This window comes from Thioalkalivibrio sp. AKL19, from assembly GCF_000420165.1.
GTDB lineage: Bacteria > Pseudomonadota > Gammaproteobacteria > Ectothiorhodospirales > Ectothiorhodospiraceae > Thioalkalivibrio.
The window spans coordinates 116,496-139,432 of record NZ_ATUK01000011.1 but is presented as its reverse complement, the minus strand read 5'-3'; the positions used below and the strand labels follow the sequence as shown (position 1 = coordinate 139,432).

At 68.4% G+C, this 22,937-nt stretch carries 24 protein-coding genes and 1 pseudogene; 17 read left to right on the top strand and 8 right to left on the bottom strand.

Translation table 11 applies throughout. The features are described 5' to 3' along the window. The first annotated feature begins 5 nt into the window (after positions 1–5). Positions 6–965 carry an MBL fold metallo-hydrolase gene (locus tag F817_RS0105680; RefSeq protein ID WP_024326738.1) on the top strand — a complete coding sequence of 320 codons (960 nt, stop codon included), beginning with the start codon at positions 6–8 and terminating at the stop codon, positions 963–965. A gap of 2 nt (positions 966–967) precedes the next feature. Here the strand turns inward: F817_RS0105680 and F817_RS0105675 are convergent, their stop codons facing one another. Continuing rightward, complete coding sequence (locus F817_RS0105675; protein ID WP_024326737.1) at positions 968–1,963, bottom strand: 2-hydroxyacid dehydrogenase; 996 nt, start codon at positions 1,961–1,963, stop codon at positions 968–970. A 149-nt stretch (positions 1,964–2,112) separates the two neighbouring features. Here F817_RS0105675 and F817_RS0105670 point away from each other — a divergent pair, with 149 nt between their 5' ends. The 5 genes from F817_RS0105670 to F817_RS0105650 are packed head-to-tail and all read left to right on the top strand — an operon-like array spanning position 2,113 to position 6,649. After that, entirely contained in the window at positions 2,113–3,225 is a 1,113-nt protein-coding gene (locus F817_RS0105670; RefSeq protein WP_024326736.1) for a 4Fe-4S dicluster domain-containing protein, read from the top strand. Beyond that, positions 3,222–3,695, top strand: coding sequence for a cyclic nucleotide-binding domain-containing protein (locus F817_RS0105665; RefSeq protein ID WP_024326735.1), 474 nt, complete (start codon positions 3,222–3,224; stop codon positions 3,693–3,695). The genes F817_RS0105670 and F817_RS0105665 overlap by 4 nt, the downstream gene beginning before the upstream one ends. Next, the gene (locus F817_RS0105660) at positions 3,685–4,545 is read left to right on the top strand and encodes an FAD/NAD(P)-binding protein (protein WP_024326734.1); all 861 of its coding nucleotides are present in this window, start codon (positions 3,685–3,687) and stop codon (positions 4,543–4,545) included. Before F817_RS0105665 ends, F817_RS0105660 begins: the two co-directional genes overlap by 11 nt. Beyond that, positions 4,542–5,354, top strand: coding sequence for an oxidoreductase (locus tag F817_RS0105655; RefSeq protein WP_024326733.1), 813 nt, complete (start codon positions 4,542–4,544; stop codon positions 5,352–5,354). Before F817_RS0105660 ends, F817_RS0105655 begins: the two co-directional genes overlap by 4 nt. Continuing rightward, the gene (locus F817_RS0105650) at positions 5,351–6,649 is read left to right on the top strand and encodes a Ni/Fe hydrogenase subunit alpha (RefSeq protein WP_024326732.1); all 1,299 of its coding nucleotides are present in this window, start codon (positions 5,351–5,353) and stop codon (positions 6,647–6,649) included. The genes F817_RS0105655 and F817_RS0105650 overlap by 4 nt, the downstream gene beginning before the upstream one ends. Before the next feature lie 219 nt (positions 6,650–6,868). On the opposite strand, the gene F817_RS14745 is transcribed toward F817_RS0105650, so the two are convergent. Together F817_RS14745 and F817_RS0105640 are read right to left on the bottom strand one after the other, a co-directional pair. Then, a complete protein-coding gene (locus F817_RS14745) occupies positions 6,869–7,000 on the bottom strand; it encodes a hypothetical protein (RefSeq protein ID WP_255346993.1) in 132 nt (43 codons plus the stop codon). 6 nt (positions 7,001–7,006) lie between these two features. After that, positions 7,007–7,351, bottom strand: a complete 345-nt coding sequence (locus tag F817_RS0105640; RefSeq protein ID WP_231369394.1) for an addiction module protein — start codon at positions 7,349–7,351, stop codon at positions 7,007–7,009. A 42-nt stretch (positions 7,352–7,393) separates the two neighbouring features. On the opposite strand from F817_RS0105640, the gene F817_RS0105635 reads away from it, so the two are divergent. Together F817_RS0105635 and F817_RS0105630 are read left to right on the top strand one after the other, a co-directional pair. Further along, complete coding sequence (locus tag F817_RS0105635; RefSeq protein ID WP_024326730.1) at positions 7,394–7,870, top strand: hydrogenase maturation protease; 477 nt, start codon at positions 7,394–7,396, stop codon at positions 7,868–7,870. Between the two features lie 481 nt (positions 7,871–8,351). Next, positions 8,352–10,106 (top strand): bifunctional diguanylate cyclase/phosphodiesterase, encoded by a 1,755-nt coding sequence (locus F817_RS0105630; RefSeq protein ID WP_024326729.1) that lies wholly within the window; start codon positions 8,352–8,354, stop codon positions 10,104–10,106. Positions 10,107–10,269: 163 nt separating this feature from the next. Here the strand turns inward: F817_RS0105630 and F817_RS14525 are convergent. After that, positions 10,270–10,428 (bottom strand): annotated as a pseudogene (locus F817_RS14525) (glutamate dehydrogenase); the annotation flags it as partial. Between the two features lie 378 nt (positions 10,429–10,806). Here F817_RS14525 and F817_RS0105620 point away from each other — a divergent pair. After that, positions 10,807–11,826 (top strand): chemotaxis protein CheB, encoded by a 1,020-nt coding sequence (locus F817_RS0105620; RefSeq protein ID WP_024326727.1) that lies wholly within the window; start codon positions 10,807–10,809, stop codon positions 11,824–11,826. A gap of 119 nt (positions 11,827–11,945) precedes the next feature. On the opposite strand, the gene gdhA is transcribed toward F817_RS0105620, so the two are convergent. Continuing rightward, entirely contained in the window at positions 11,946–13,295 is a 1,350-nt protein-coding gene (gene gdhA, locus F817_RS0105615) for an NADP-specific glutamate dehydrogenase (RefSeq protein WP_024326726.1), read from the bottom strand. A gap of 292 nt (positions 13,296–13,587) precedes the next feature. Beyond that, positions 13,588–14,490 carry a DMT family transporter gene (locus tag F817_RS0105610; RefSeq protein WP_024326725.1) on the bottom strand — a complete coding sequence of 301 codons (903 nt, stop codon included), beginning with the start codon at positions 14,488–14,490 and terminating at the stop codon, positions 13,588–13,590. Between the two features lie 470 nt (positions 14,491–14,960). Between F817_RS0105610 and F817_RS0105605 the strand changes: the two genes are divergently transcribed. Continuing rightward, positions 14,961–16,094, top strand: a complete 1,134-nt coding sequence (locus F817_RS0105605; protein ID WP_024326724.1) for an acyl-CoA desaturase — start codon at positions 14,961–14,963, stop codon at positions 16,092–16,094. A gap of 33 nt (positions 16,095–16,127) precedes the next feature. Here F817_RS0105605 and F817_RS0105600 read toward each other — a convergent pair whose 3' ends face one another. After that, a complete protein-coding gene (locus tag F817_RS0105600) occupies positions 16,128–16,445 on the bottom strand; it encodes a response regulator transcription factor (protein WP_018144999.1) in 318 nt (105 codons plus the stop codon). A 210-nt stretch (positions 16,446–16,655) separates the two neighbouring features. Between F817_RS0105600 and F817_RS0105595 the strand changes: the two genes are divergently transcribed. The 7 genes from F817_RS0105595 (at position 16,656) to F817_RS0105565 (ending at position 22,307) form a co-directional block, all read left to right on the top strand. Further along, a complete protein-coding gene (locus F817_RS0105595; RefSeq protein WP_018649599.1) occupies positions 16,656–17,003 on the top strand; it encodes a DUF3024 domain-containing protein in 348 nt (115 codons plus the stop codon). A 9-nt stretch (positions 17,004–17,012) separates the two neighbouring features. Beyond that, positions 17,013–17,273 carry a hydrogenase maturation nickel metallochaperone HypA gene (locus tag F817_RS0105590; protein ID WP_024326723.1) on the top strand — a complete coding sequence of 87 codons (261 nt, stop codon included), beginning with the start codon at positions 17,013–17,015 and terminating at the stop codon, positions 17,271–17,273. Continuing rightward, the gene (gene hypF / locus F817_RS0105585; protein WP_024326722.1) at positions 17,270–19,579 is read left to right on the top strand and encodes a carbamoyltransferase HypF; all 2,310 of its coding nucleotides are present in this window, start codon (positions 17,270–17,272) and stop codon (positions 19,577–19,579) included. Before F817_RS0105590 ends, hypF begins: the two co-directional genes overlap by 4 nt. Before the next feature lie 4 nt (positions 19,580–19,583). Further along, on the top strand, positions 19,584–19,838 hold the full coding sequence (locus tag F817_RS0105580) for a HypC/HybG/HupF family hydrogenase formation chaperone (RefSeq protein WP_018168829.1): 255 nt from the start codon (positions 19,584–19,586) through the stop codon (positions 19,836–19,838). Next, entirely contained in the window at positions 19,835–20,923 is a 1,089-nt protein-coding gene (gene hypD / locus F817_RS0105575) for a hydrogenase formation protein HypD (protein ID WP_024326721.1), read from the top strand. The genes F817_RS0105580 and hypD overlap by 4 nt, the downstream gene beginning before the upstream one ends. Beyond that, complete coding sequence (gene hypE / locus F817_RS0105570) at positions 20,920–21,924, top strand: hydrogenase expression/formation protein HypE (RefSeq protein ID WP_024326720.1); 1,005 nt, start codon at positions 20,920–20,922, stop codon at positions 21,922–21,924. Before hypD ends, hypE begins: the two co-directional genes overlap by 4 nt. Before the next feature lie 134 nt (positions 21,925–22,058). After that, positions 22,059–22,307, top strand: coding sequence for a hypothetical protein (locus F817_RS0105565; protein WP_231369393.1), 249 nt, complete (start codon positions 22,059–22,061; stop codon positions 22,305–22,307). Positions 22,308–22,309: 2 nt separating this feature from the next. Here F817_RS0105565 and F817_RS0105560 read toward each other — a convergent pair whose 3' ends face one another. After that, a complete protein-coding gene (locus F817_RS0105560) occupies positions 22,310–22,828 on the bottom strand; it encodes a GNAT family N-acetyltransferase (protein ID WP_024326718.1) in 519 nt (172 codons plus the stop codon). Between the last annotated feature and the right edge of the window lie 109 nt (positions 22,829–22,937).

The window sequence follows — 22,937 nt, the reverse complement described above, 5'->3', positions numbered from 1 at the left end:
GCACTATGTTGAACCCCACCCGACCCTGGGTCCTGGCCGGAATGGCCCTGCTGACCCTGGCGCCCGGCATCAGCCTGAGTGCCGACGACGCCCCGATCCTGCCCGAACCGCAGGCGATCTCCGATCACGCCCATGCCTGGATCGGCCCCTACGGCGGACCCGATGCGGACAACCAGGGCTTTCGCATGAATCTGGGCTACGTAGTCGGCGACGATGCCGTGGCCGTCATCGATTCCGGCTACACGCCGGAGATGGCGAACGTGATGCTGGAGCATATCCGCACGACCACCGACAAGCCGGTGCGCTACGTGATCAACACCAATTCGCAACCGCATCGCTTCATGGGCAACGACGTGTTCCGCGAAGCCGGTGCCGACATCCTGGCCGCGCCCGAGGCCGTCGAGCGCATGCAGGGCAGCGCCTCGATGTTCGCCATGCAACTGGAGAACGCCCTGGATCGGCCGGAAAGGTCCACCGAGCACCCCGCACCACCCAATATGCTGGTCGAGGCTCGCGAGGAACTGGACCTGGGCGGCGTCACCCTGGCTGTTCGCCATGTGGGCAGCGCCCACACGCACGGCAGCCTGATCGCGGTGGTCGAGCCCGACAACGTCGTGTTTGCCGGCGACGTGCTCTATGGCGGGCGCCTCCTGGCCATCCTGCCCGACGGCAGCATGGAGGGCTGGCTCCAGGCCTACGAACTCCTGCAGGATGAATACGCGGATGCGAAGTTCATCCCGGGCCACGGTGAACCGGGTCCCTTGTCGACCTTCGACCACCCGACCCATGACTATCTGCGCGCGCTGTGGGCCCACATGTTCGAAGCGGCGGACATGGGCACCGACATGCAGTCCGCGATCCGCGCCTTTGACGACTCGCCCTGGCAGGACCTGGCCGACTTCGACGACCTGGCACCGCGCAACACGAACATCGCCTATCAGGAGGCCGAGATGGCCCTGTTCTAGGACTAGACGACCCGGCCTTCGGGCTGGGCGTCCGGGTCCTGGTGCAACGCGGTCAGGTTGGCGACGGTGGTGTCGGCGATGTTGGTCAGGGCCTCGCGGGTCAGGAAGGCCTGGTGGCCCGTGACCAGCACGTCGTCGCGCTGCATCAGCCGTGCCAGGCGCCGATCCGGCAGACCGGACAGTGACCAGTCCTGAAAGAACAGCCCCGCCTCGCCCTCGTAGACATCCAGCGCAAAGCCGCCCAGCTGGCCGGATTCCAGGGCCACCTCGGCGGCATCGGTATCCACCAGCGCGCCGCGGGCCGTGTTGATCAGAAAGGCCCCGCGCAGCATCCGGGCCAGGGTATCGGCGTTGATCATGTGCCGGTTCTCGGGTGTCATCGGGCAGCTAAGGCTCACCACCGAGGACTCGGCCAGCAGGGTATCCAGGTCCTGGTACATCACGCCCCCGGCCTGCAGCTCCGCGTTCGGGTACGGATCGTGCGCGAGCACGTGGCAGCCAAAGCCGAGCATGATCCGGGCAAAGGCCTGTCCGATGCGCCCGGTACCGACGACCCCCACGGTGCGCCCGGCGAGGTCGAAGCCCGTCAGATGGTCCAGGCGAAAATCGCCACGCCGGGTCCGCTCCCAGGCCCGGTGTACCCGGCGGTTCAGGGTCATCAGCAGGGCGACGGCATGCTCCGCGATCGCGTTCGGCGAATACGCCGGGACCCGGCCCACGCGCATGCCGCGCTCGCGCGCGCGCGCGACATCCAGGTTGTCGTACCCGGAACAGCGCAGCGCGATCACGTGGATCCCCTGATCCGCCAGCCCGTCGATCACGCGCCGGTGCAGGTCGTCGTTGGTGAAGACACAGACCGCATCCGCGCCCCTCGCCAGGTGCACCGTCTCCGCGGTCAGGCGCTCGGCGTACACCACCGGTACCATGCCGGCCGCCACCAGCGCCGGCATCAGGTGCTCGCGGTCATGCTGCTGGGTACTGAATACGGCGACCTTCATCGGACCCTCGCACAATCTCTGGACTCCGCCCCAGCATACCCGGGACTGGCAGCGTACGGGCTGGAACGCGACCTGCGGTTGGCGCACTATGGCCGGAGCTGCGTCCAGCGCGTTCGGTGCAGGCCGTGGCAAGCGTTCGAGGATGACCCATGCACGTGATCGCACCACAAGCCGTGGATACGCTGATCCGCCTGCTGAGCGGCGACGGCTACGAGGTGGTGGGGCCGACACGGCGCGATGGCGCGATCGTCTACGACCGGGTGGGCGGCCTCGAGGACCTGCCGGTGGGCTGGACCGACGAGCAGGCGCCCGGGCACTACCGCCTGCGCGAACGCGACGACGACGCGCTGTTCGGCTACGTGGTCGGGCCGCATTCCTGGAAGAAGTACCTGTTCCCGCCCGAGGAGACCCTGTTCCGGCTGACCCGCCAGCCGGACGGCAGCTTCGTGACCGAGCCCGGCACCTCCGACGCGCCGCGCCGTGCTTTCATCGGCATGCGCGCCTGCGAGCTGGCGGCGATCGACGTGCAGGACCGGGTATTCCTCGGCCAGGCGGTGCAGGACCGCGGCTATGCCGCGCGCCGGCGGGACCTGTTCATGGTCGCGGTCAGCTGCGCCGAGCCGGGCGGCACCTGCTTCTGCGCTTCCATGGATACCGGCCCGCGCGCCCGCGAGGGCTTCGACCTGGCGCTGACCGAGGTGATCGACGCCACGCAGCACTTTCTGGTCGCCGAGGCCGGGTCCGAGGCCGGGCGCGCGATGCTCGACCGGCTCGATCCGCGCCCGGCCAGCGATGCCGAGCAGGCCGCCGCCGAGCGGGTGTGGGCCGAGGCACCGGGAAAGATGGGCCGGCAGATGCCGGCGGATGCCCGCGAGGTGCTCAACCGGGCCTTCGAGCACCCGCGCTGGGAGGAAACCGCCGAGCGCTGCCTGTCCTGCTCCAACTGCACCCTGGTCTGCCCTACCTGCTTCTGCTCGCAGGTCGAGGAGGTCCCGGATCTGGAAGGCCAACGCACCGAGCGCGTGCGGCGCTGGGATTCCTGCTTCAACCAGGAACACTCGCACCTGGTCGGCGGCCCACACCGCGAGTCCGTGGCCGCGCGCTATCGCCAATGGATCACCCACAAGCTGGCCACCTGGCATGACCAGTTCGGCACCTCCGGCTGTGTCGGCTGCGGGCGCTGCATCACCTGGTGCCCGGTGGGGATCGACATCACCGAGGAAGTCACCGCGGTGCGCCGCGATCCGGAGGGCCGGGGATGAACGAGCTGCTGGCGATCATCGAGGAGCAGCCGTTCTTCGAGGACATGGAGCCGGAGCACCGGCGCCTGCTGGCGGCCTGCGCGGCGAAGTGCAGCTATACGGCCGGCACCCGGCTGATGCGCGACCACGAGCCGACCGAGACCTTCTGGCTGATCCGCGAGGGCCAGGTCGCGCTGGAGAGCCCGCTGCGGGAAGGCAGCGTGGCGTTCCAGACCCTCGGGACGGGAGACATCCTCGGCTGGTCCTGGCTGCTGCCGCCGTACCGCGCCAGCTACGATGCGCGGGCGGTGACGGACATCCATACCCTGCGCTTCGATGCCGGCGTGCTGCGCGAACGTATGGAGGCCGACCCGGCGTTCGGCTACGTACTGATGAAGCACTTCGCCGCGCTGATCGTCCAGCGCCTGCAGGCGGCGCGGTTGCAGGCGCTGGATATCTACAGCCACGGAGGGCCCGGCCATGGCGCCTGACGCGGTTGCAACCCTGCCGGATCAGGCGATGGCGCCAGAGCCCTGGCGCATCCACTCGGTGCGCCGCGACGTGGCCAGCAACGAGGTCTTCAGCTGGACGCTGTACCCCGAGCCGGGGGTGGAGCCCGGCGCCGCGCCTGCACCCGGGCAGTTCAACATGCTTTACCTGTTCGGCGTGGGCGAGGTGCCGATCTCGGTCTCCGCGATCACCGACGACGGCGGTATCGTGCACACCATCCGCGCGGTGGGCAGCGTGACCCGCGCGATGCAGGATCTGGAGGCCGGCACGGTGGTCGGCCTGCGCGGCCCGTTCGGCACGGCCTGGCCGCTGGAGCAGCCGCGCGGGCGCGACCTGGTGCTGGTGGCCGGCGGCATCGGCCTGGCGCCGCTACGGCCGGTGATCCACGCGGCGCTCCAGAGGCGTTCGGAGTTCGGGCGCGTGGTGGTCTGTTACGGCGCGCGCTCGCCCGGCGACATGATCTTTCGCGACGAGCTGGACGCCTGGGCCGAGCGGGATGATGTGGATCTGCGCATCACCGTGGACCGCGGCACCGCCGCCTGGCGCGGCGATGTCGGCGTGGTCACCCAGCTGGTCGATCGTGGCGGCTTCGACCGGCGCAACACCCTGGCGCTGACCTGCGGCCCGGAGGTGATGATGCGCTTCACCGCGTCCGCGCTGGAGCGCCGCGGCCTGAAGCCGGAGGACATCTATGTCTCCATGGAGCGCAACATGCGCTGCGCGGTGGGCTTTTGCGGCCACTGCCAGATCGGGGCGCATTTCGTCTGCCGCGACGGCCCCGTGTTCCCCTACCCGGTGATGGAACCGGCCTTCCGGGTACGCGAGCTATGAGTCGGGAAAAGCCTACCCTCGCGGTGTTCAAGTTCGCCTCCTGCGACGGCTGCCAGCTCAGCCTGCTGGACTGCGAGGACGAGCTCCTGGCGGTCACCGACCGCATCCGGATCGCGCACTTCCCCGAGGCCACGCGCACCCGCATCGACGGGCCGTGGGACCTGACACTGGTGGAGGGCTCGATCACCACGCCACAGGCGGCGGAGGAGATCCGCGAGATCCGCCGCGCATCGAAGTTCCTCGTGACCATCGGCGCCTGCGCGACCACCGGCGGCATCCAGGCCCTGCGCAACTTCGCGGATGTCGAGGCATTCACCCGCCAGGTCTACGCCCACCCGGAATACATCGAGACCCTGGCCACCTCGGATGCCATCAGCCAGCACGTGCCGGTGGACTTCGAGCTGCGCGGCTGCCCGATCGACAAGTACCAGTTGCTGGAGGTCATCAGCGCCTTCCTCTACGGTCGGCGCCCGCAGGTCTCCAGCGCCAGCGTCTGCGAGGAGTGCAAGCGGGCGGGACAGGTCTGCGTGATGGTCGCCCACGGCACGCCCTGTCTCGGCCCGGTCACCCACGCCGGCTGCGGCGCGTTGTGCCCTGGTTGCAACCGCGGCTGCTATGGCTGCTTCGGGCCCAAGGAGACGCCCAACGCGCCGGGCCTGTCCGGCCCGCTGGAGACCCTGGGGATGGATCGCGCCACGCGCGTGCGCTTCTACCGCACCTTCAACGCCGGCGCCGACGCCTTCCGCGAGGAGAGCGAACGTCAGGAGAGCGGCGCGGCACCGCCCGAAGAATCAGGAAACCGGCCATGAGCGAGACCCGCACCATCGAAGTCGACTACCTCGCCCGCGTGGAGGGCGAGGGCGCGATGTACGTGCGCACTGAGGGCGACCGCGTGGAGGAGGTGAAGCTGTCGATCTTCGAGGCGCCGCGCTTCTTCGAGGGCTTCCTGCGCGGGCGCGACTTCCGCGAGGCCCCGGACATCACCGCGCGCATCTGCGGCATCTGCCCGATCGCCTACCAGATGGGGGCCTCGCTGGCGATGGAGGACATCTGTGGCATCACCGTGGACGGCGTGCTGCAGGACCTGCGGCGGCTGGCCTACTGCGGCGAGTGGATCGAGAGCCACGCCCTGCATGTATTCATGCTCCACCTGCCGGACTTCCTCGGCTATCCGGATGCGGTCACCGCCGCGAAGGACCACCCGGATATGGTGCGCAACGGCCTGCGCATCAAGAAGATCGGCAACGCCATCCTGCGCCTGCTGGGCGGGCGCGAGATCCACCCGGTGAACCTGCGCGTCGGCGGCTTCTACCGCGCGCCGTCGCCGGCCGAGGTCGCGGGGCTGGGCGAGGACCTGTCCTGGGGCCTGGAGGCCTCCTGCGAGGTCGCCGAATTCCTCGCCACCCTCGACTACCCGAACCTCGAACGCGACTACGAGTTCGTGTCGCTCGTCCACCCGGACGAATACCCGATCACCCACGGGCGCCTCGGCTCCAGCAGCGGCCTGGACGCGGCCATCCGCGACTACGACGACATCTTCACCGAGGAACACGTCGCCCACTCCAACGCCCTGCACAGCCACCGCTCGGACTCCGGCGAACCGGTGTTCATGGGCCCGCTGGCGCGCTTCGCCCTGAACCGCGAACACCTCACCCCGCGCGCCGCCGAGCTGGCCGAGCGCGCCGGCCTGGGCATCGCCTGCCGCAACCCGTTTCGCAGTATCCAGGTTCGCATGATCGAGATCGTACTCGCCTTCGAGGAGGCCCTGCGCCTGGTCGACGGCTACCGCGCCGCACCGGCCGAACCCGCGCTGCCGGTCACCCCGCGCGCCGGCACCGGCTTCGGCGCCACCGAGGCCCCGCGCGGCATCTGCTACCACCGCTACAGCATCGACGACGCGGGCCTGATCACCGACGCCAAGATCGTCCCGCCCACCTCGGTCAACCAGCCCACCATCGAGGCCGACCTGCGCGAACTGGTCCAGACCCACCTAGACCTGCCAGACGACGAACTACGCCACCACTGCGAAGTCGCCATCCGCAACTACGACCCCTGCATCTCCTGCGCCACCCACTTCCTCGACCTCACCGTCGACCGAAAGTGAACCCCGCTTGCGAGAACCGAAGGAGCAGCACGATGGCTATCGTTGCAGTCGAGTGCGCCAGTAGCCGGGGCGGCGCGCATGATGTGCAAATGCCAGAACGATGATGCGACGGGAAGTGCGAAGGAAGACGATGTCGAACGGAAAGCGGCGCAACACCAGCCGGCGCACGCCTTTCCGGCCCAGGCGGCCCGGCATGGGACTGCCGGAGACCCAACCTTCTTACAGCAGCTCCAGGCCCGCGTTCAGCGCCTCGCGAAACTGCCACCCGAGCCCGGGCAGTTCATGTTCGTACCAGTCCGTCGCCGCTTCCGCTTCATCTGCCGCGGCGGAGACGATCTCCAGTGTGGGCATCCATGCTCATCCAGTGCGGTCCCGCAAACGCCGATTCAATTCCTCACGCGAGAGGGTCCTCTCATCCCCGCTCTCGACCTCTGCAAGGCGGCGGGAAATCTCCTGCTCCCATGCCGAGGCGGCCTCCTTGTCCGGTGAACCATCCAGGGTTTCCACCAGGTCATGCACCAAGCGCGCACGCTCCGATTCCGGGAGCGCACGAGCCTGGTCCAATATTTTTTCAAAGTCGACGGCCGCCATATCCATCACTAACCACTTGGCACGGTGGCCCTTCAGATTACGCCTGTACCTGTTGCTGTTCCAGCCAGCCCCATGCCCGGGTAGACGGCCGATGAGAATCGCCACGGTCATCGACCATTCACGCCAGTGGACGATCCCACGGAGGCATTCCCAGTGACTGCCACCAAGGGCCCTCTCGTCATCGGCATCGGTAACCCCTGGCGCGGCGACGACGGCGTCGGCCACGCCGTCGTCGCCGCGCTCGCCGGTACCCCGGGCCTCACAACCGCCGCCTGCAGCGGCGAGCCCGCCGAGCTCATGGAGCTGTGGCAGGGCCACGACCCCGTCATCCTGGTCGACGCCATCGTCACCGGCGCCGCCCCCGGCACCCTCCACCGCCTGGACGCCCGCGAGCCGCTGCCGCGCGGCGCCCGCTACTCCTCCCACGGCATCGGCCTCGCCGAGGCCGTCGAACTCGCCCGTTCCCTCGGCGAACTCCCGGACACCCTCATCGTCCACGGCATCGAACCCGCCCGCCTCGAAGACGGCGTCGGCCTCTCGCCAGAGGTCCGCGATACCCTGGCCCGGGTCATCACACGAATCACGGACAACCTCGCCGAGGCTGTGCCCCGATCCCGCCCGGCTCGCTGAATCGGCTCAGCCCAACGCCAGATTGCCGCCCCCTTCCGCGGCCCCGCAGGTGTTACGGGAAAGGGCGCACACTTGTTGTTCACCCATCCGGATCGGTGAGCAACAAGCGGATTTAATGTTAACGCGATACCGACAACACCCGTTGGCGTTGATTTTCGGACCTTTCTTGAACACAAGCGGGATCGGACGACTGGGTGACCCCGAAACCTCCAGCCGAAAGGTCCCGGAAAGGTCCCGGGGTCATACCTTGCCTTTTTGCCACTGCCGAGGTCTGGCAAGCGGAAGGCAGGCCCCATGGGCGGAGGTATTCGGACCCGGGTACGGCTCCCACGGGTCCGGCCCGCGGGTCACCTGTAGCGAATATTGGACAAGGGTCGCCGTTGTACCCACTCTGCTATAAGGAGAATGAGTTGATGTGCTTTTTTGTGTGCGGGTGCATCGGCCCCCTTGTACGACCACCGTTACCTTGAGGGGGGAACGAATGGAATCGGGTGACAAACCCAGCATCCTGGAAGCGATCATTGGGCAGACCGATTACGCGGTGGTCATCACCACCGCCGAGCTGGACCCGCCCGGGCCGACATTCGTTTACGTCAATGATGCCTTCGAGCGCATGACGGGCTATACGCGCGAAGAGGTCCTCGGCGCCTCTCCCCGCATCCTGCAGGGGGAGGCGACCGAACGTTCGGTCCTGGAGCGGCTCAAGGCAAACTTGCGCGCTGGCGATTCCTTCGAGGGGTGCACCTGGCATTACCGCAAGGACGGCACGCCATACCAGGTCGAGTGGACCATCACGCCCTTGCGCCCGGAAGGCGAAGGGATCGAGTATTTCTTTTCCGTGCAGCGAGAGGTCTCGGAACGGCGCCCGCCTCAGGATAGCCTGACCATCCAGACCCGGCGATTGAGCGCCTTCCTGCACGCGGCCGGAACCAACCACGACCCGATCACCGGCGCCCTGAACCACCGGGGCATGTTGTTGCGGCTCCAGCGCCTCATTGACGAGGCGGAAGCCGCGCATTCGGTGACGGGGATCGTGTCATTGCGCTTCAGACGCCTGAGCCGCGTCGACCAGGCCTACGGCATCGAGGCCATCGATCAGCTCTTGAGCGATATCGGCGAGCGCCTCGGTAGCCGGCTCGAGGCCAACGAATCCCTTGCGCGCTCCCACGAGCACACCTTCGCGATCCTCATCTCGGCGGCTACCGATGTGGCCGACGACGCGGATCGTCACCTGATGGCACGGGCCCATGCGCTGGTCGCCGCCGTGACGGAAGCGGGCTTCGAGGTCGCCGGTGACACGCTCCAGGTCCAGGTTTACGCGGGGGTCGCCCGCGCGCCGCCCGACAGCCGCGACGCACAGGAACTCGTGCTCCGCGCGGAGGAGGTCACGCAACGCGGGGCCAACAGCGACACGGAGCTCGTGCGCTGGGCGGATCACACGATCAAGCCGGCACAACGCCAGCAGATCAAGTTCGAGAGCAAGCTGCAGCGTGCCGTCACCGAGCGGGAACTGGTGCTGCACTACCAACCGATTGTGGATTTGGCCAGCGGCGAGGTGGTGGGGGCCGAGGCCCTGGCACGCTGGCCCCAGCCGGACGGCCAGGCCCCCATCGGGCCGGATCACTTCATCCCCCTTGCCGAAGAGCTGGGGCTGATGGGTCGTCTCGGTACCCAGGTCTTCGAGGAGGCCTGCCGCCAGCTGCATCGCTGGCAGGCGCACCCGGGCAACACGGCATTCTGGGTGTCCGTTAACGTCGCCCCGGCCCAGCTGCGGGATCCGGACATCGCCGCCCACTTCAGCGCCATCGCGCGGGAAGTGGGCGTCTTGCCAGCGCACGTGAAACTGGAAATTACCGAGAGTGCGCTGGAACACGGCCTGGACGAAGTGATCCACGCCATCGACGCGCTCGCGGCCGCGGGCTTTCCCCTCGCCCTGGACGACTTCGGCACGGGTTATTCGTCGCTGAGGCGGCTGATCGACATGCCGTTCAGCATCATCAAGGTCGACCGGAGTTTTGTCTCGCAGACACCGGATGGGCGCGGGGCGGGTGTCGTGGCAAGCCTGTCGCAATTGAGCAGCCACCTTCACATCCACGCCCTCGGCGAGGGCGTGGAGAACGCGGTGCACGTGGCCTTCCTGCGCTCACACAACTACCGCTTCGCCCAGGGCTATTACTACGCGAAGCCCATGGCGGCGGCCGACTTCACGACCTGGTCGGGGTGGCCGCCTGACTGACCCACCGTCGGCGTCAAGCGGGCGCGTACCCCAGGCTGTCCCGCGTAAACGAAAGCAGGGGCCAGGGCCAGCCGGCGTGTCGAATGTGCGGGTGGAATCCGGCACGCGGTATACGCCCGGGACCCGGCGTGGAGCCTCGGCGCACCCAGCGCGGGCGAGCTCCGATATGGCCCATCGCCTCCATGGCGCGCGCGACCTTCACGAAGCCGGCGATGTTGGCGCCGACCGTGTAGTTGCCGGGCGAGCCGTAGTCCTCGACCGTTTCGTGGCAGGTCCGGTGGATATTGGCCATGACCTCCTGCAGGCGCGCCTCGGTGTATTCGGACGAAGGCCGATGAGGCGCTGCCCACGGTAGATGCGAGTGTTTGCCGGAACACGGTGATGGCCAGGCCCATTCCGCACGGGGCCGATGGATTCACGCGGAATCCCGGGTCTACCCGCTCCGGGTCTATCCGCAGGCCGTTCGGAGTGTCGATCTTGGTGCGCGCCGCGATGCCTTTGGCATTGATCGTGGAGGAGCGGGTGCATGAGCGATTGTCGAAAAGCCGGAATCGGACCCCCTTCGCGCTTCGCGCGGTCCCTTTTGCGTTTGCAGATCTCTCAGGACTATATTGAGGACGGTCGATATATTGATCCAACGTCTTAGATTAGGTCGCGCGACGCCAAGCTTCCCGAACCTGGTCCATTGACGGGAATAGCGATGACGGAAAACAGCCGTTCGATGGTCATTGTTATTGGCGCCTCCGCCGGGGGCATGGACGCATTGACGAAGCTCGTCGCACAGTTCCCGAAGGATCTTCCAGCGCCCGTTTTTATCGTCAATCACATGAGCGCGGACAATACCGGTCAGGCGCTGGTCAAGGCCTTGAACGAGAGCGGCGTTCTGACCTGCGTACAGGCGCGCCATCAGCAGACGTTCGAGAACGGCTCTATTTATCTGGCGCCATCCGATCAGCACATGCTGATCGCGAAGGGAAAGATCCTCATTACCAAAGGTGCCAGGGAGAACCGTTCCCGGCCCGCTATTGATCCACTGTTTCGTTCCGCGGCCGTGGCCTATGGCAACCGAGTCATAGGCGTCATCCTGACGGGATACCTGGATGACGGCACCAGCGGCATGATGGCCATCAAGAAATGCGGCGGCGTCTGCATTGCACAAGACCCCGCGGATGCGGCTTATCCGGACATGCCACAATCGGTCATCGCGAATGTTGGGGCCGATCATTGCGTGCCGATCGCCGGCATGGGGGCGCTGCTATCCGACCTTTTGCGGAGACAGCTACCGGAGAGCGGGCCGGTTCCGGAAGACATCATGATCGAGGCCAAGATCGCGGAGCGGGTGCTGAGCGATTTGCCTTCGGTCGAGGCGCTCGGCGATCAGGTGCCGTACAACTGCCCGGACTGTGGTGGGGTGTTATGGCAAATTGAGGAAGGGAGCATTCTACGGTATCGCTGTCATACGGGCCACGCGTTTACCTCCTCGGTGCTTCTAACACAACAGAATGCAAAGATTGAGGAAACGCTCTGGGTAGCGCTGAGAATGTTCGAAGAGCGCCAGAATCTGCTGGTCACCATGAGCAAGAATGAAAGTAAAACAGGCGTCTCGTCGGTCTCCCAGCGGGCTCGGGATTCTCAAGTCCACATCGACCGCATTCGCGCCATGCTGAAGGCCACCGACAAGGATTCTGACGGCGAAGGCGCGAGCGGAACGTTTCGGTAATCGCCCCCCACGCGAATTGAGGTTCAGGCCGTACCCTGTACCTCTGCCGTCATCCTAACGGTCAAGAGGCTTAAGGAAACGCAACTCGAACATTTGCGTTGGGACCCCGGGGGATAGGCTCAGATATGGCCCATCGCCTCCATGGCGCGGGCGACCTTCACGAAGCCGGCGATGTTGGCGCCGACCGTGTAGTTGCCGGGCGAGCCGTATTCCTCGGCCGTTTCGTGGCAGGTGCAGTGGATGTTGGCCATGATCTCCTGCAGGCGCGCCTCGGTGTATTCGAAGGTCCAGGAGTCCCGGCTCGCATTCTGCTGCATCTCCAGCGCACTGGTTGCCACACCGCCGGCATTCGCGGCCTTCCCGGGGCCAAAGGCGATCCCGGCCTCGCGGAAGGTCTGGATACCCTCCGGGGTGACGGGCATGTTGGCGCCCTCGGCGACCGCGATGCAGCCGTTTTCGACCAGGGCCCTGGCGTCCTTGCCGGTCAGCTCGTTCTGGGTGGCACACGGCAGGGCCACATCGCAGGGGATCTCCCAGATACTGCCGTTCTCGCTGTACTTCGCGCCCTTCTTGCGCTCCGCGTAGGCACTGATCGGGCCGCGCTCGCGTTCCTTGATCTGGCGCACCAGGTCCAGATCGAGACCGGCCTCGTCGAGGATGACCCCGCGGGAGTCGGAACAGGCGATCACCCGGGCGCCCAGCTGCTGGGCCTTCTCGGTGGCATGGATCGCCACGTTGCCAGCCCCGGAGACCACTACGCGCTTGCCCTCCAGCGAATCGTTGCGCGCCTTGAGCATCTCGTGGGTGAAGAAGACCGCGCCGTAGCCGGTAGCCTCGGTGCGTGCACGGCTGCCACCCCAGTCGAGCCCCTTGCCGGTGAACACGCCGGCCTCGAAGCGGTTGGTCAGGCGCTTGTACTGGCCGAACAGGTAGCCGACCTCGCGCTGGCCCACGCCGATGTCACCCGCAGGAACGTCGGTGTACTCGCCGATGTGGCGGTACATCTCGGTCATCAGGCTCTGGCAGAAGCGCATGATTTCGGCATCGGAGCGGCCCTTCGGGTCAAAGTCGCTCCCGCCCTTGCCGCCGCCAATCGGCAGACCGGTGAGGGCATTCTTGAACACCTGCGAGAAGCCGAGGAACTTGATGATGCCCAGGTACACCGAGGGGTGGAAACGCATGCCCCCCTTGTAGGGGCCCAGGGCACTGTTGAACTGGACGCGGAAGGCCCGGTTGATCTGCAGCTCGCCCTTGTCGTCCTGCCAGGGGACGCGAAAGATGATCTGACGCTCGGGCTCGCAGATGCGCTGGATGATCTTGAGCTCGGCGAACTCCGGGTACTTCACCAGCACCGGCCCCAGCGTCTCCAGCACGCCATGGACAGACTGATGGAATTCCGTCTCCCCGGCGTTGCGGTGCAGGACTTCCTGGTAAATGGGCTCGAGCTTCTCGTCGAGGCTTCCGTTCATGGATCGCACCCTGATGGTCTGATTCAGATGCATTTAGGCATGCGGGTGCCGAGAAGACAATGCCGACCGCCCCATGATGGTGCATTGCATCACCGACTTCGCAACCCAGCGCAGGAAGGGGGGCAGGTTCTCGGCATCAAACCGAGCTATTGGCCGCGGTCGATCGAAGGCGACGAAGACCGAGCCTGACGCCGAGAACCTGCGCGGCCGGCCGGTCCATCGGTCAGGGCTTGGGGGGGTGATGCGCCGCCTGCGGGAACCCCGGAAGCCCATTTCGAGCCTTGTAATGGGCTCACTCGGCATCTCGCTCCCGCTCGGGAATGGGCGGGGTGGCGCGGGACTTGACGCTCAGCGCGGTGACGGTGACCAGGATCAGGGCCATGCCGATGATCTGCACGAGCGCCAGGCTTTCGTGCAGGATCGCAACACCGAACAGCGTGGCGGTAACCGGTTCGATCATCGCGACGATGGAGGCGACGGCCGGTGCCGTGGTCCGGAGCCCGTTGATGTAGAAGGCGAACGACAGGCCGGCCCCGAATACGCCCAGGGCCAGGAACAGCGGCCAGTCCGTGGTCGTCAGTACGGACACCATCTGGGTGTTGTCCCCCGGCAGCATCAGGAGCAAAACGAGCACGCCGAAGGCGATCGAAAGCACCGCCTGCGGGCTGCCGTGCGAACCGGCGTACTTGAAGCCGAAGATGAAGATGGCGTAGGACAGTCCTGCCAGCAGGCCCGCACCAGCGCCAATGAGGGTCACGCCGCCCGCGCCGGTGTCGTAGATCTGGGTGAGCATCACGATACCGACCATCACCAGCGCGATCGCCACCAGCTTGAGCGTGGTGGGGCTTTCCAGCTTCAGGGCGAAGGACACGAGGTAGACAAACACTGGGGCGGTGTACATCAGCGTGGCGGCGACGGCGACGCTGCCGTTCGCGATACTCACGAAGTAGAACGCGAAGTTGCCCGCCACGCCCAGGCCGGCCACCGCGGACCAGAACCAGAGCTTGGGACTGCCGAGCCCGCTGCCGCCCGGCCGCCAGGCCAGCCACGCGAGCACGAACACCAGGCCGATGGCGCCACGGTAGAAGGAGACGACGAAGGCATCCCAGCCCTCGGCCATCAGGATGCCGCCGATCCCGCCGGACAGCCCCCAGAAGAAGGCCGCCAGCACCACGAGTCCCACACCCAGGCCCATCAATCACTCCCTTTGATCGTTGTACGGAAAACGGGCCGTCGTCGGTGACGGAACGTCGTGAAGAGTCCCGAGGGGGCCGTAGCGGGACAGCCCGGCACACCCGTTCAGACTCGGGAAACCCTGATGCATGTCCACGCTCGCGCTCGAGGCGCTCTTGCATGCGAACAAGGCGCGGCGACCGCCCTGCAGCACGCTGCACAAGGGAGCCGCAACGCAGGACCGGGGAACCTGGGGCGCAAACGCGAGTTTGGGCATGCATCAGTGTTTCCCTGGAACCGCATCATACATTGGGGCCCGGCGTGCCAGGAAAGGCCCGACGCGGAGCGGCGCCTCCGGGGGAAGCACTGTCATCGGCAACGCTCCGGGCCCGCCCGTCCGGAACGAGGGCACTTTTACTCGCCGGTCGCGGTCTCATCTACTATGAATAGGTGAGCATCTTCGCTCGCCCCGGTCGCCTGCAGGTCTCCACCATGTCCGAACGTTCCCCTCCGATTGCCTGGACCCCGGCAGTTTTCTTTGTACTGACCAACCTGGCCGCGGTCACGCTGGTGCCGTGGTGGTGGCTCACCCAGGGTTTCAGCGGCGCGGCCTGGCTGTTTTTTGGCCTGCTCCTGGTGCTGAGCGGGCTGGGCATCACGGTGGGTTATCACCGGCTCTGGGCGCACCGCACCTTCAAGGCGCGGGGGCCCTTTCGCGTTCTGCTGGCGCTGAGCGGTGCCCTGGCATTGCAGAACAGCATCTACAACTGGGGCGCGCGGCATCGTGTTCATCATCGCTACGTGGATGACGTGGCGCGTGATCCACACTCCATCAAACGCGGTTTCTGGCACGCCCACATGGGCTGGATGCTGCGCAACTGGCCCACCAGCGAGCCCGACTATTCGCGGGTGAAGGACCTGGCGAAGGATCCGGTGGTGATGTGGCAGCACCGGCATTACTGGACCCTGGCATGGGGACTGAACCTGGGCCTGCCTCTGCTGCTGGGACTGGCGTTCGGGGATGTGATCGGCATGCTGCTGCTGGCCGGCATTCTGCGCATGGTGCTCAGCCACCACTTCACGTTCTTCATCAACTCCCTGGCGCATTGGTGGGGCCGTCGTCCCTACAGTGACGACAGCACCGCCGTGGACAACGGACTGGTCGCCCTGCTCACCTGGGGCGAGGGGTACCACAACTTCCACCACGCCTTTCAGGCGGACTACCGCAACGGGGTGCGCTGGTGGCAGTACGACCCCTCGAAGTGGCTGATCAACCTTTTTGCCTGGACGGGACTGGTGTATGACCGCCGCTGGACACCGCGCTTCAAGATCATGCGCGCACGGCTGCACACCGAGTTCCGCCGGCTGCTCAATGCCGACCAGGCCGGGCCGGCGCACGACTCCTGGCGCGCAACCGTGGAGCGGGAGTATCAGCGTTTCCGCGATACCGTGAACCAGTGGCAGGAGGTGCAGGCGCGCAAGATGCGGGCCGGGCGCGAGGCCATGAACGATCGCTGGGTGCGCACGGAACTGCGCACCCAGTTCAAGGAACTGGAGTATCGCCTCAAGATGCAGCGCCGCCGCCTGCGCGCCCTGTCGGCCTCTCGTCGCGCGACCACAGCGTGAACGCGGGCCCCGGATTGCGGGGCCGGAGCGCCTTCAGGCGCGATCACCCCCCAGCTTGGCTGCGACCCGGTCGGCCACCTTGCCACGGACCACAACCTCGTCGGCGCCCGCCTGGCGCGCCGCCTTGAGCATCGCCCCTTCCACGTGCGGGCCAAAGGCGAGAATCTTTGCGTCCGGGTAGCGCTCGCGCCAGGTCGACACCGCTTCCACACCACGGCTGCCGAGGTCGACTACCACCAGGTCGGGCTGCTCCGGCGCCTGACTGCTGGTAACCGATGCGCCGGCCGAACGCCAACGCGACTCCAGCCGCACGCGGGTCATCAGGTCCGGGGTGTCCAGGTGGATCTGCATGAGCGCTCCTGATTGGGCCGGGCGATTGAAGGGGTGTCGCGCGCCGCGGCGACCTGACCGGATCGTGGGCAACCGTGCCCGGGCGGGTCGATTCCGCGCCTGCACGTGGTACAAACTCTAGACTATCGGGTACCGCCGGCATCATCGCGTTCGCGAAGGCCGGCTGGAAAGCCCCTCCTTGGCCCGGCTACAACCAGAGAACGGATAACAATGGCCCTGAGCGAACTCGAGCGCAAACGGATCGAAAAGCTGATGGAGGCGTTCATGGAAAGGCGCCGACCGCCCGCCCATGTTCGAGACCGTCTGGACTTTGTCTGGCGCCTGGAAGGTCAGAGCGTGTCGCTGTACGAGGTGCGCCCGCTGATGGATGACGCTTCGAGGATCGTGGAAAACCCGGTATTCAAGGCCACGTTCGTGCGCAAGTCGGGCCGATGGAAACTCTACTGGCAACGGGCAGACCTGAAGTGGCATGGCTACGACCCACACCCGGAACTCGCCTCGCTGGAGGACGTGCTACAGGTGGTGGAGAAAGACGAATACGCCTGTTTTTTCGGATAGGGAACACGGATGCACGAGTTTTCGCTGATGGCCGATCTGATGCGCAAGATCGAGCAGGTGGCGGCCGACAACAACGCCCGGCGCGTGACCCGCGTGCGGGTATGGCTGGGCGCGTTGTCGCATATCACGCCGGAGCATTTCCGCGAGCACTTCGAGGACGGCACCCGCGGCACCGTCGCCGAGGGGGCCGAGCTGAACGTGGAGACCTCGGACGACGAGACCCACCCCGAGGCCCAGCAGATCCTGCTGCGGAGCCTGGACGTGGCGTGAGCGCCGCCGCGACACGCGCCCCGTCGCCTGCGCGCTGGCACCTGGTGGTCACCGGCCGGGTTCAGGGCGTTGGCTTCCGGCCGTTTGTCGCGGAGCGGGCCCGGCGGCTCGGCATCACCGGCTCGGTGGGCAACACGCCGTCCGGCGTGGTGATCGAGGCCGAGGGGCGAGAGACCGCGCTGGTCGCGCTGCGGACTGCCCTGGAGCAGGAGGCCCCGCCGGCCGCGCGGGTCGATGCGATCACCGTGACGGCATCTCGCCCCGTCGGCGATACCACCTTCCGCGTGGTTCAGGGCCCCGGGCAGGGCGGCGCGCCGGCCCTGGCACCGGACCGTGCACCCTGCCCCGACTGCCGCGCCGAGATCCGTGACCCCGAGGCAAGGCGCTACCGCTACCCGTTTACCGCCTGTACGGCCTGCGGACCGCGCTGGAGTATAGCGACGGCCCTGCCCTGGGACCGCTCGCATACCACCCTGGACGGGTTCCCGCTGTGCGCGGCCTGCCGGGCGGAGTTCGAGGCCCCGGGGGACCGGCGCTTTCACGCGGAGGCCATGGCCTGCCCGGACTGCGGGCCGCAGGTAACGCTGCGCGGCCCGGACGGAAGCGAACACGCCACCGGCGATGCGGCCCTGCACGCGGCAGTCAACGCCCTGCGCGAGGGGCAGATCCTGGCGCTGAAGGGTCTGGGCGGGTTCCAGCTCCTGGTGGACGCGACCCGCCAGGATGCGGTGGCCCGCCTGCGCGCGCGCAAGCAGCGCCCGGAGAAGCCGCTGGCGGTCATGCTGCCGGATGGCGACTGGCTGGACCAAGTGGCACGTGCCACCGGCGCCGAACGTACGCTGCTGGATGCGCCGGAGGCCCCGATCGTGCTGGTGGACCGCCGGCCCGGCGCCCCGCTGGCAGACGGCGTGGCGCCGGGGTTCAACCGTCTGGGGCTGATGCGGCCGGCGACGCCGCTGCATCACCTGCTGCTGGAGGCCTTCGCCGGCCCGCTGGTCTGCACCTCGGGCAACCGCGGCGGCGAGCCCCTTTGTATCGACACCGCGGAGGCGGTGACCCGACTGGGCATGATCGCGGACGGGATCCTGGACCACGACCGGCCGATCGCGCGGGCACTGGACGATTCGGTGGTCCAGATCGCCGCGGGCCGGCCTCAATGCCTGCGCCTCGGCCGCGGGTATGCGCCGCTGCGAGTGCCCCTGCCAGACGCCGGGCCCGTCACCCTTGCGCTGGGGGGCCACCTGAAGGCCGCCGCGGCCCTGGCCCTGGAGGACGAGGTGGTCGTCGGCGCCCACGTCGGCGACCTGGACAGCGATGCGGCCCTGCACCGGCTGGCTGGCGAGGCCCGCGCACTGGGCGAGCTCTGTGGCGTGGACATCGCGCGCGTCGCCTGCGACCGGCATCCCGACTACGCCTCCACGTCGCTGGCCGGGGGCTGGGGGCCTCCGGTCGTCGCCGTACAGCACCATCACGCCCACGCGGCTGCCTGCCTGGCGGAGCACGGGGTACGCGAACCGGCCGTGGCGCTGGTCTGGGACGGCATGGGACTCGGCGAGGACGGCATGCTGTGGGGCGGCGAATGCCTGGCAGTGGACGCCGACGGGGGCTTTCAACGGCGCGGTCATCTGCGGCCCTTCCGCCTGCCCGGGGCCGAGGCCGCGATCCGCGAACCCCGGCGCGCCCTGCTGGGCCTGCTGCATGCCCACTTCGACGGCGATCCGGCCGCGCTGGAGGCGAGCCCCGCACGGGCCTTGTTTACCGCTGCGGAATGGCACCCGCTGCTCGCAGCACTGGAGCGAGGGATCCACGCCCCCTGGACGACCAGCGTCGGGCGGCTGTTCGACGCGGTCGCGGCGCTGGACGGGCTGCGCACCGGTGCCGGCTTCGAGGGGCAGGCGGCCATGCTCGTGCAGCAGGCGGCGGAGGCCGCAGGGGGCGGGGTCGACGCCTCCGGCATTTCGCTGAGCACGGGCACAACGCCGTGGCGGGCCGACTGGGACCCGCTGGTCGCCGCGCTGCTGGCCGATCATGCCGGCGCGGCGACACCCGGACGCATGGCGGCCCGCCTGCACGGGGCGCTGGCCGGATTCGCGGTCGACGCCGCCCGGGCCGGGGGGCATGCAACCGTGGCGCTGACCGGCGGATGCTTCCAGAATCGGTGGTTGCTGCAACAATGCGTGGACGCGCTGCAGGCCGCCGGCTTCCGTCCGCTGTGGCCGCAACGCATCCCGCCCAATGACGGCGGGCTGGCGCTGGGCCAGGCGCTGATCGGGCGCCGGGCCGCGGTGCCCCCGAACGGAGACTGAGCCCATGTGCCTTGCCATCCCCGGTCGTATCGACAGCGTGGACGGTGTCGACCCGCTGTTCCGCCAGGCGCGCGTAGCCTTCGGTGGCGTCACGCGCGTGGTCTCGCTGGCCTGCACCCCGGAGGCCGGGCCCGGCGACTACGTGCTGGTCCACGCCGGCATCGCGATCGCCACCCTCGACGAGGCCGCTGCCGAACGCACCCTGGCGGCCCTGCGCGAAATCCCCGCGCACGACCCGCCCGCCCCGGAGGGCCCGTGAAGCACCTGGACGAATACCGCGACCCGGCGCTGATCCTGCGCCAGGTGGAAGCGATCCGCGCCACCTGCACCCGGCGCTGGACGCTGATGGAGGTCTGCGGCGGCCAGACCCACGCGATCCTGCGCCATGGCCTGGATGAACTGCTGGCGGACGCCGTCGAGCTGATCCACGGGCCCGGCTGCCCGGTCTGCGTGACCCCGGCCGAGACCCTGGACCAGGCGGTACTGCTGACCCGACGCCCGGAGGTAATGCTTTGCACCTTCGGCGACATGCTGCGCGTGCCCGGGGCGCTGGGCGACCTGAACGCGGCGCGCGCGGCCGGGGGCGAGGTGCGCGTGATGTACTCGCCGCTGGATGCGGTGGCGCTGGCGCGCGAACACCCGGAGCGCGAGGTCGTGCTGCTGGCGGTGGGCTTCGAGACCACCGCCCCGGCCGCCGCAATCGCCGTGCTGCAGGCCGAGGCCCTGGGCCTGGCCAACCTGTTGCTGCTGGTCTCGCACTCGCTGGTACCGCCGGCGATGGAGGCGTTGCTGGCCGACCCGGACAACCGCATCCAGGGCTTCCTGGCCGCCGGCCATGTCTGCACGGTGGAGGGGGCGGCCGCCTATCACGCGATCGCCGAACGCTTCCGGGTCCCGATCGTGGTGACCGGCTTCGAGCCGGTGGACCTGCTGGCCGGGATCCACGCCTGCGTGGAGCAACTGGAACGCGGCGCGGCCCGGGTGGAGAACCGCTACGACCGGGCCGCGCCGGACGACGGCAACGCAGCCGCGCGCGCTGCGGTCTCTCGCGTCTTCGAGCCGGTCGAGCGCGAATGGCGTGGCATGGGACGCCTGCCCGCCAGCGGCCTCGGGCTGCGCCCGGAATACGCCCGGTTCGACGCCGTGGCCCGTTTCGGGCTCGTCCCACCCGAGGCGATCGGGGATGGCCCCTGCATCGCCGGCCAGGTGCTGCGCGGGCTGGGCCGCCCCACCGACTGCCCGGCCTTCGGCCGCGATTGCACGCCGGATACCCCGCTGGGCGCGCCCATGGTCTCCTCCGAGGGGGCCTGCGCGGCCTACCTGCACTATCGGGGCGAGGCATGACCACCGACGTCGTACGCCTCACGCATGGCGGCGGGGGGCGGATGCAGGCGAAGCTGCTGGACGAGGTGATCCTGCCAGCACTGGGCGCCCGGGCCCTTGGCGCCGCGGATGCCGCCGTACTTGACGCGCCGGGCGGACGTCTGGCGATGACCACCGACAGCTTCGTGGTGCGCCCGCTGTTCTTCCCCGGTGGCGACATCGGCCGGCTCGCGGTGCACGGTACGATCAACGACTTGGCGATGGCCGGGGCGCGCCCCCTGTGGCTGACCCTCGGCCTGATCCTGGAGGAGGGGCTGCCGCTGGACGACCTGCGGCGCGTCCTCGCCTCGGTGCAGGCGGCCGCAGAGGAATGCGGCGTGCGGGTGGTCGCCGGCGACACCAAGGTGGTGGAGACCGGGCATGGCGATGGCGTCTACATCAACACCAGCGGGGTGGGGGCGGTGCGCGAGGGGACGCGAATCGACCCGGCGGCGATCCGACCCGGCGACGTGCTGCTGGCCAGCGGCGACCTCGGGCGCCACGGCGTCGCCATCCTCGCCGCCCGCGAGCACTTGGGGCTGGAGCCGGCAATCCCCAGCGACAGCGCGTCGGTCGCCGAGGCCGTGGCCGCACTGCTGGAGGCCGGCGTGCCCGTGCATGCGCTGCGCGACCCCACCCGCGGTGGCGCGGTCGCCGCCCTGCAGGAGCTGTCCGACGCCTCCGGCTGCCGCCTGGTGCTGGACGACGCGGCGATCCCGGTACGCGAGGACGTGCACGGGGCCTGCGAGATCCTCGGGCTGGACCCGCTGCATTCGGCCTGCGAGGGGCGCTTCCTGGCGGCCGTCCCGGCAGATTACGCCGACCGGGCGCTGTCGGTCCTCCGGTCCGTTCCGGTGGCCGCCGGGGCGGTCGCGATCGGCCGGGCCGAACCGGGCGAAGCGGTCGTGATTCGGCGTCTCGCGACCGGCGTGGAACGCCGCGTGATCCTGCCGGCCGGGGAGCAGCTGCCGCGGATCTGCTGAGTGCTGCGCAAGGGGCTGCGGAAGCAGAAACCGACGCAACGGTGGTCCTGGAGATCGCCACGTCGCTTCGCGACTCGCGATGACAGCGTTCACGCGTCCATCGAGGCGGGGCGGTGCCGGGCATGACGCCGGGCATGCCCGGCGTTAAGGTGGAGTCCTCGACTGGACTGAAGGAGTCTGCCATGCGCCAGCTGATCCCGACGCTCCTTGCCCTGGCCAGCGGTCCGGCTGTGGCCCATCCCGGGCACGGCCATGGCGAAGGGTTCTCGCTGCCGCACTTTCTGAGCGCCCCGGGACACGCCTGGCCCCTGGGGCTGCTGGCTGTTGCCATCGTCGCGGGCCTGTTTGCCAGACGGCGGCGGCGCCAGCGTCCACGGCGCTGACCTCAGGCGGCCGGGGGCGCACCCTCCCCCGGCCACCAGTAGCGCTGCTCGTAGTCGCGGTCACGATCCCGGACCGGGACCGGCACGAACCCCATGGCCTCGAAGAAGCCGGCGGCCGAGGCCTGGGCCTTGACCAGCACCCCGGCCACGCCGGCCTCATGCGCGGCTTGGCGGCAGGCCGCGACCAGTTGCCGGCCCACCCCCTGTCCGCGGGCGGAGCGCCCGACGTAGAGGCCGTGCAGCAGGAGCCCGTCGGCGGCGCCCTCGGGCAGCTCCCCGGGTCCGGCCGCCTCCCAGGCCGCAACGCCCACCACGTGGCCCTCGCGCTCCAGCACGGTCACGTCGAGGAACATCCGGTCGGCCTCGGTATAGCGATAGGCCGGCAGGGCCAGCCGGCGCACGCGCTCGGGTAACGGCCAGTCCTCAATGGCCTCGGCCACGAGACGGTTGATGGCATCGAGATCACCGCCACGGGCCGGACGGAGCGTGCCCGTGCGCTCGGGGCCTGGGGATTCGGGCATCGGTCTGCGGGTCGTCGGCATGGTTCCTGCTCGGACCTTGTCGACCGGCCAAAGTGCCAGGCGGGAGGCCGCGCGTGGGGCTTCACGACAACCAAACCCCTGATCGGGG

What these genes read in the sequence shown, in the direction of transcription:
- F817_RS0105630 (WP_024326729.1), top strand. Translation starts at nt 8,352, where the DNA reads ATGGAATCGGGTGACAAACCCAGCATCCTGGAAGCGATCATTGGGCAG.
- F817_RS0105565 (WP_231369393.1), top strand. Translation starts at nt 22,059, where the DNA reads ATGCCCGGCGTTAAGGTGGAGTCCTCGACTGGACTGAAGGAGTCTGCC.
- F817_RS14745 (WP_255346993.1), bottom strand. Translation starts at nt 7,000, where the DNA reads ATGCCCACACTGGAGATCGTCTCCGCCGCGGCAGATGAAGCGGAAGCG.
- F817_RS0105640 (WP_231369394.1), bottom strand. Translation starts at nt 7,351, where the DNA reads ATGACCGTGGCGATTCTCATCGGCCGTCTACCCGGGCATGGGGCTGGC.
- F817_RS0105675 (WP_024326737.1), bottom strand. Translation starts at nt 1,963, where the DNA reads ATGAAGGTCGCCGTATTCAGTACCCAGCAGCATGACCGCGAGCACCTG.
- F817_RS0105650 (WP_024326732.1), top strand. Translation starts at nt 5,351, where the DNA reads ATGAGCGAGACCCGCACCATCGAAGTCGACTACCTCGCCCGCGTGGAG.
- F817_RS0105665 (WP_024326735.1), top strand. Translation starts at nt 3,222, where the DNA reads ATGAACGAGCTGCTGGCGATCATCGAGGAGCAGCCGTTCTTCGAGGAC.
- F817_RS0105610 (WP_024326725.1), bottom strand. Translation starts at nt 14,490, where the DNA reads ATGGGCCTGGGTGTGGGACTCGTGGTGCTGGCGGCCTTCTTCTGGGGG.
- F817_RS0105660 (WP_024326734.1), top strand. Translation starts at nt 3,685, where the DNA reads ATGGCGCCTGACGCGGTTGCAACCCTGCCGGATCAGGCGATGGCGCCA.
- gdhA (WP_024326726.1), bottom strand. Translation starts at nt 13,295, where the DNA reads ATGAACGGAAGCCTCGACGAGAAGCTCGAGCCCATTTACCAGGAAGTC.
- F817_RS0105590 (WP_024326723.1), top strand. Translation starts at nt 17,013, where the DNA reads ATGCACGAGTTTTCGCTGATGGCCGATCTGATGCGCAAGATCGAGCAG.
- F817_RS0105605 (WP_024326724.1), top strand. Translation starts at nt 14,961, where the DNA reads ATGTCCGAACGTTCCCCTCCGATTGCCTGGACCCCGGCAGTTTTCTTT.
- F817_RS0105580 (WP_018168829.1), top strand. Translation starts at nt 19,584, where the DNA reads ATGTGCCTTGCCATCCCCGGTCGTATCGACAGCGTGGACGGTGTCGAC.
- F817_RS0105600 (WP_018144999.1), bottom strand. Translation starts at nt 16,445, where the DNA reads ATGCAGATCCACCTGGACACCCCGGACCTGATGACCCGCGTGCGGCTG.
- F817_RS0105595 (WP_018649599.1), top strand. Translation starts at nt 16,656, where the DNA reads ATGGCCCTGAGCGAACTCGAGCGCAAACGGATCGAAAAGCTGATGGAG.
- F817_RS0105655 (WP_024326733.1), top strand. Translation starts at nt 4,542, where the DNA reads ATGAGTCGGGAAAAGCCTACCCTCGCGGTGTTCAAGTTCGCCTCCTGC.
- F817_RS0105670 (WP_024326736.1), top strand. Translation starts at nt 2,113, where the DNA reads ATGCACGTGATCGCACCACAAGCCGTGGATACGCTGATCCGCCTGCTG.
- F817_RS0105560 (WP_024326718.1), bottom strand. Translation starts at nt 22,828, where the DNA reads ATGCCCGAATCCCCAGGCCCCGAGCGCACGGGCACGCTCCGTCCGGCC.
- F817_RS0105680 (WP_024326738.1), top strand. Translation starts at nt 6, where the DNA reads ATGTTGAACCCCACCCGACCCTGGGTCCTGGCCGGAATGGCCCTGCTG.
- hypE (WP_024326720.1), top strand. Translation starts at nt 20,920, where the DNA reads ATGACCACCGACGTCGTACGCCTCACGCATGGCGGCGGGGGGCGGATG.
- F817_RS0105620 (WP_024326727.1), top strand. Translation starts at nt 10,807, where the DNA reads ATGACGGAAAACAGCCGTTCGATGGTCATTGTTATTGGCGCCTCCGCC.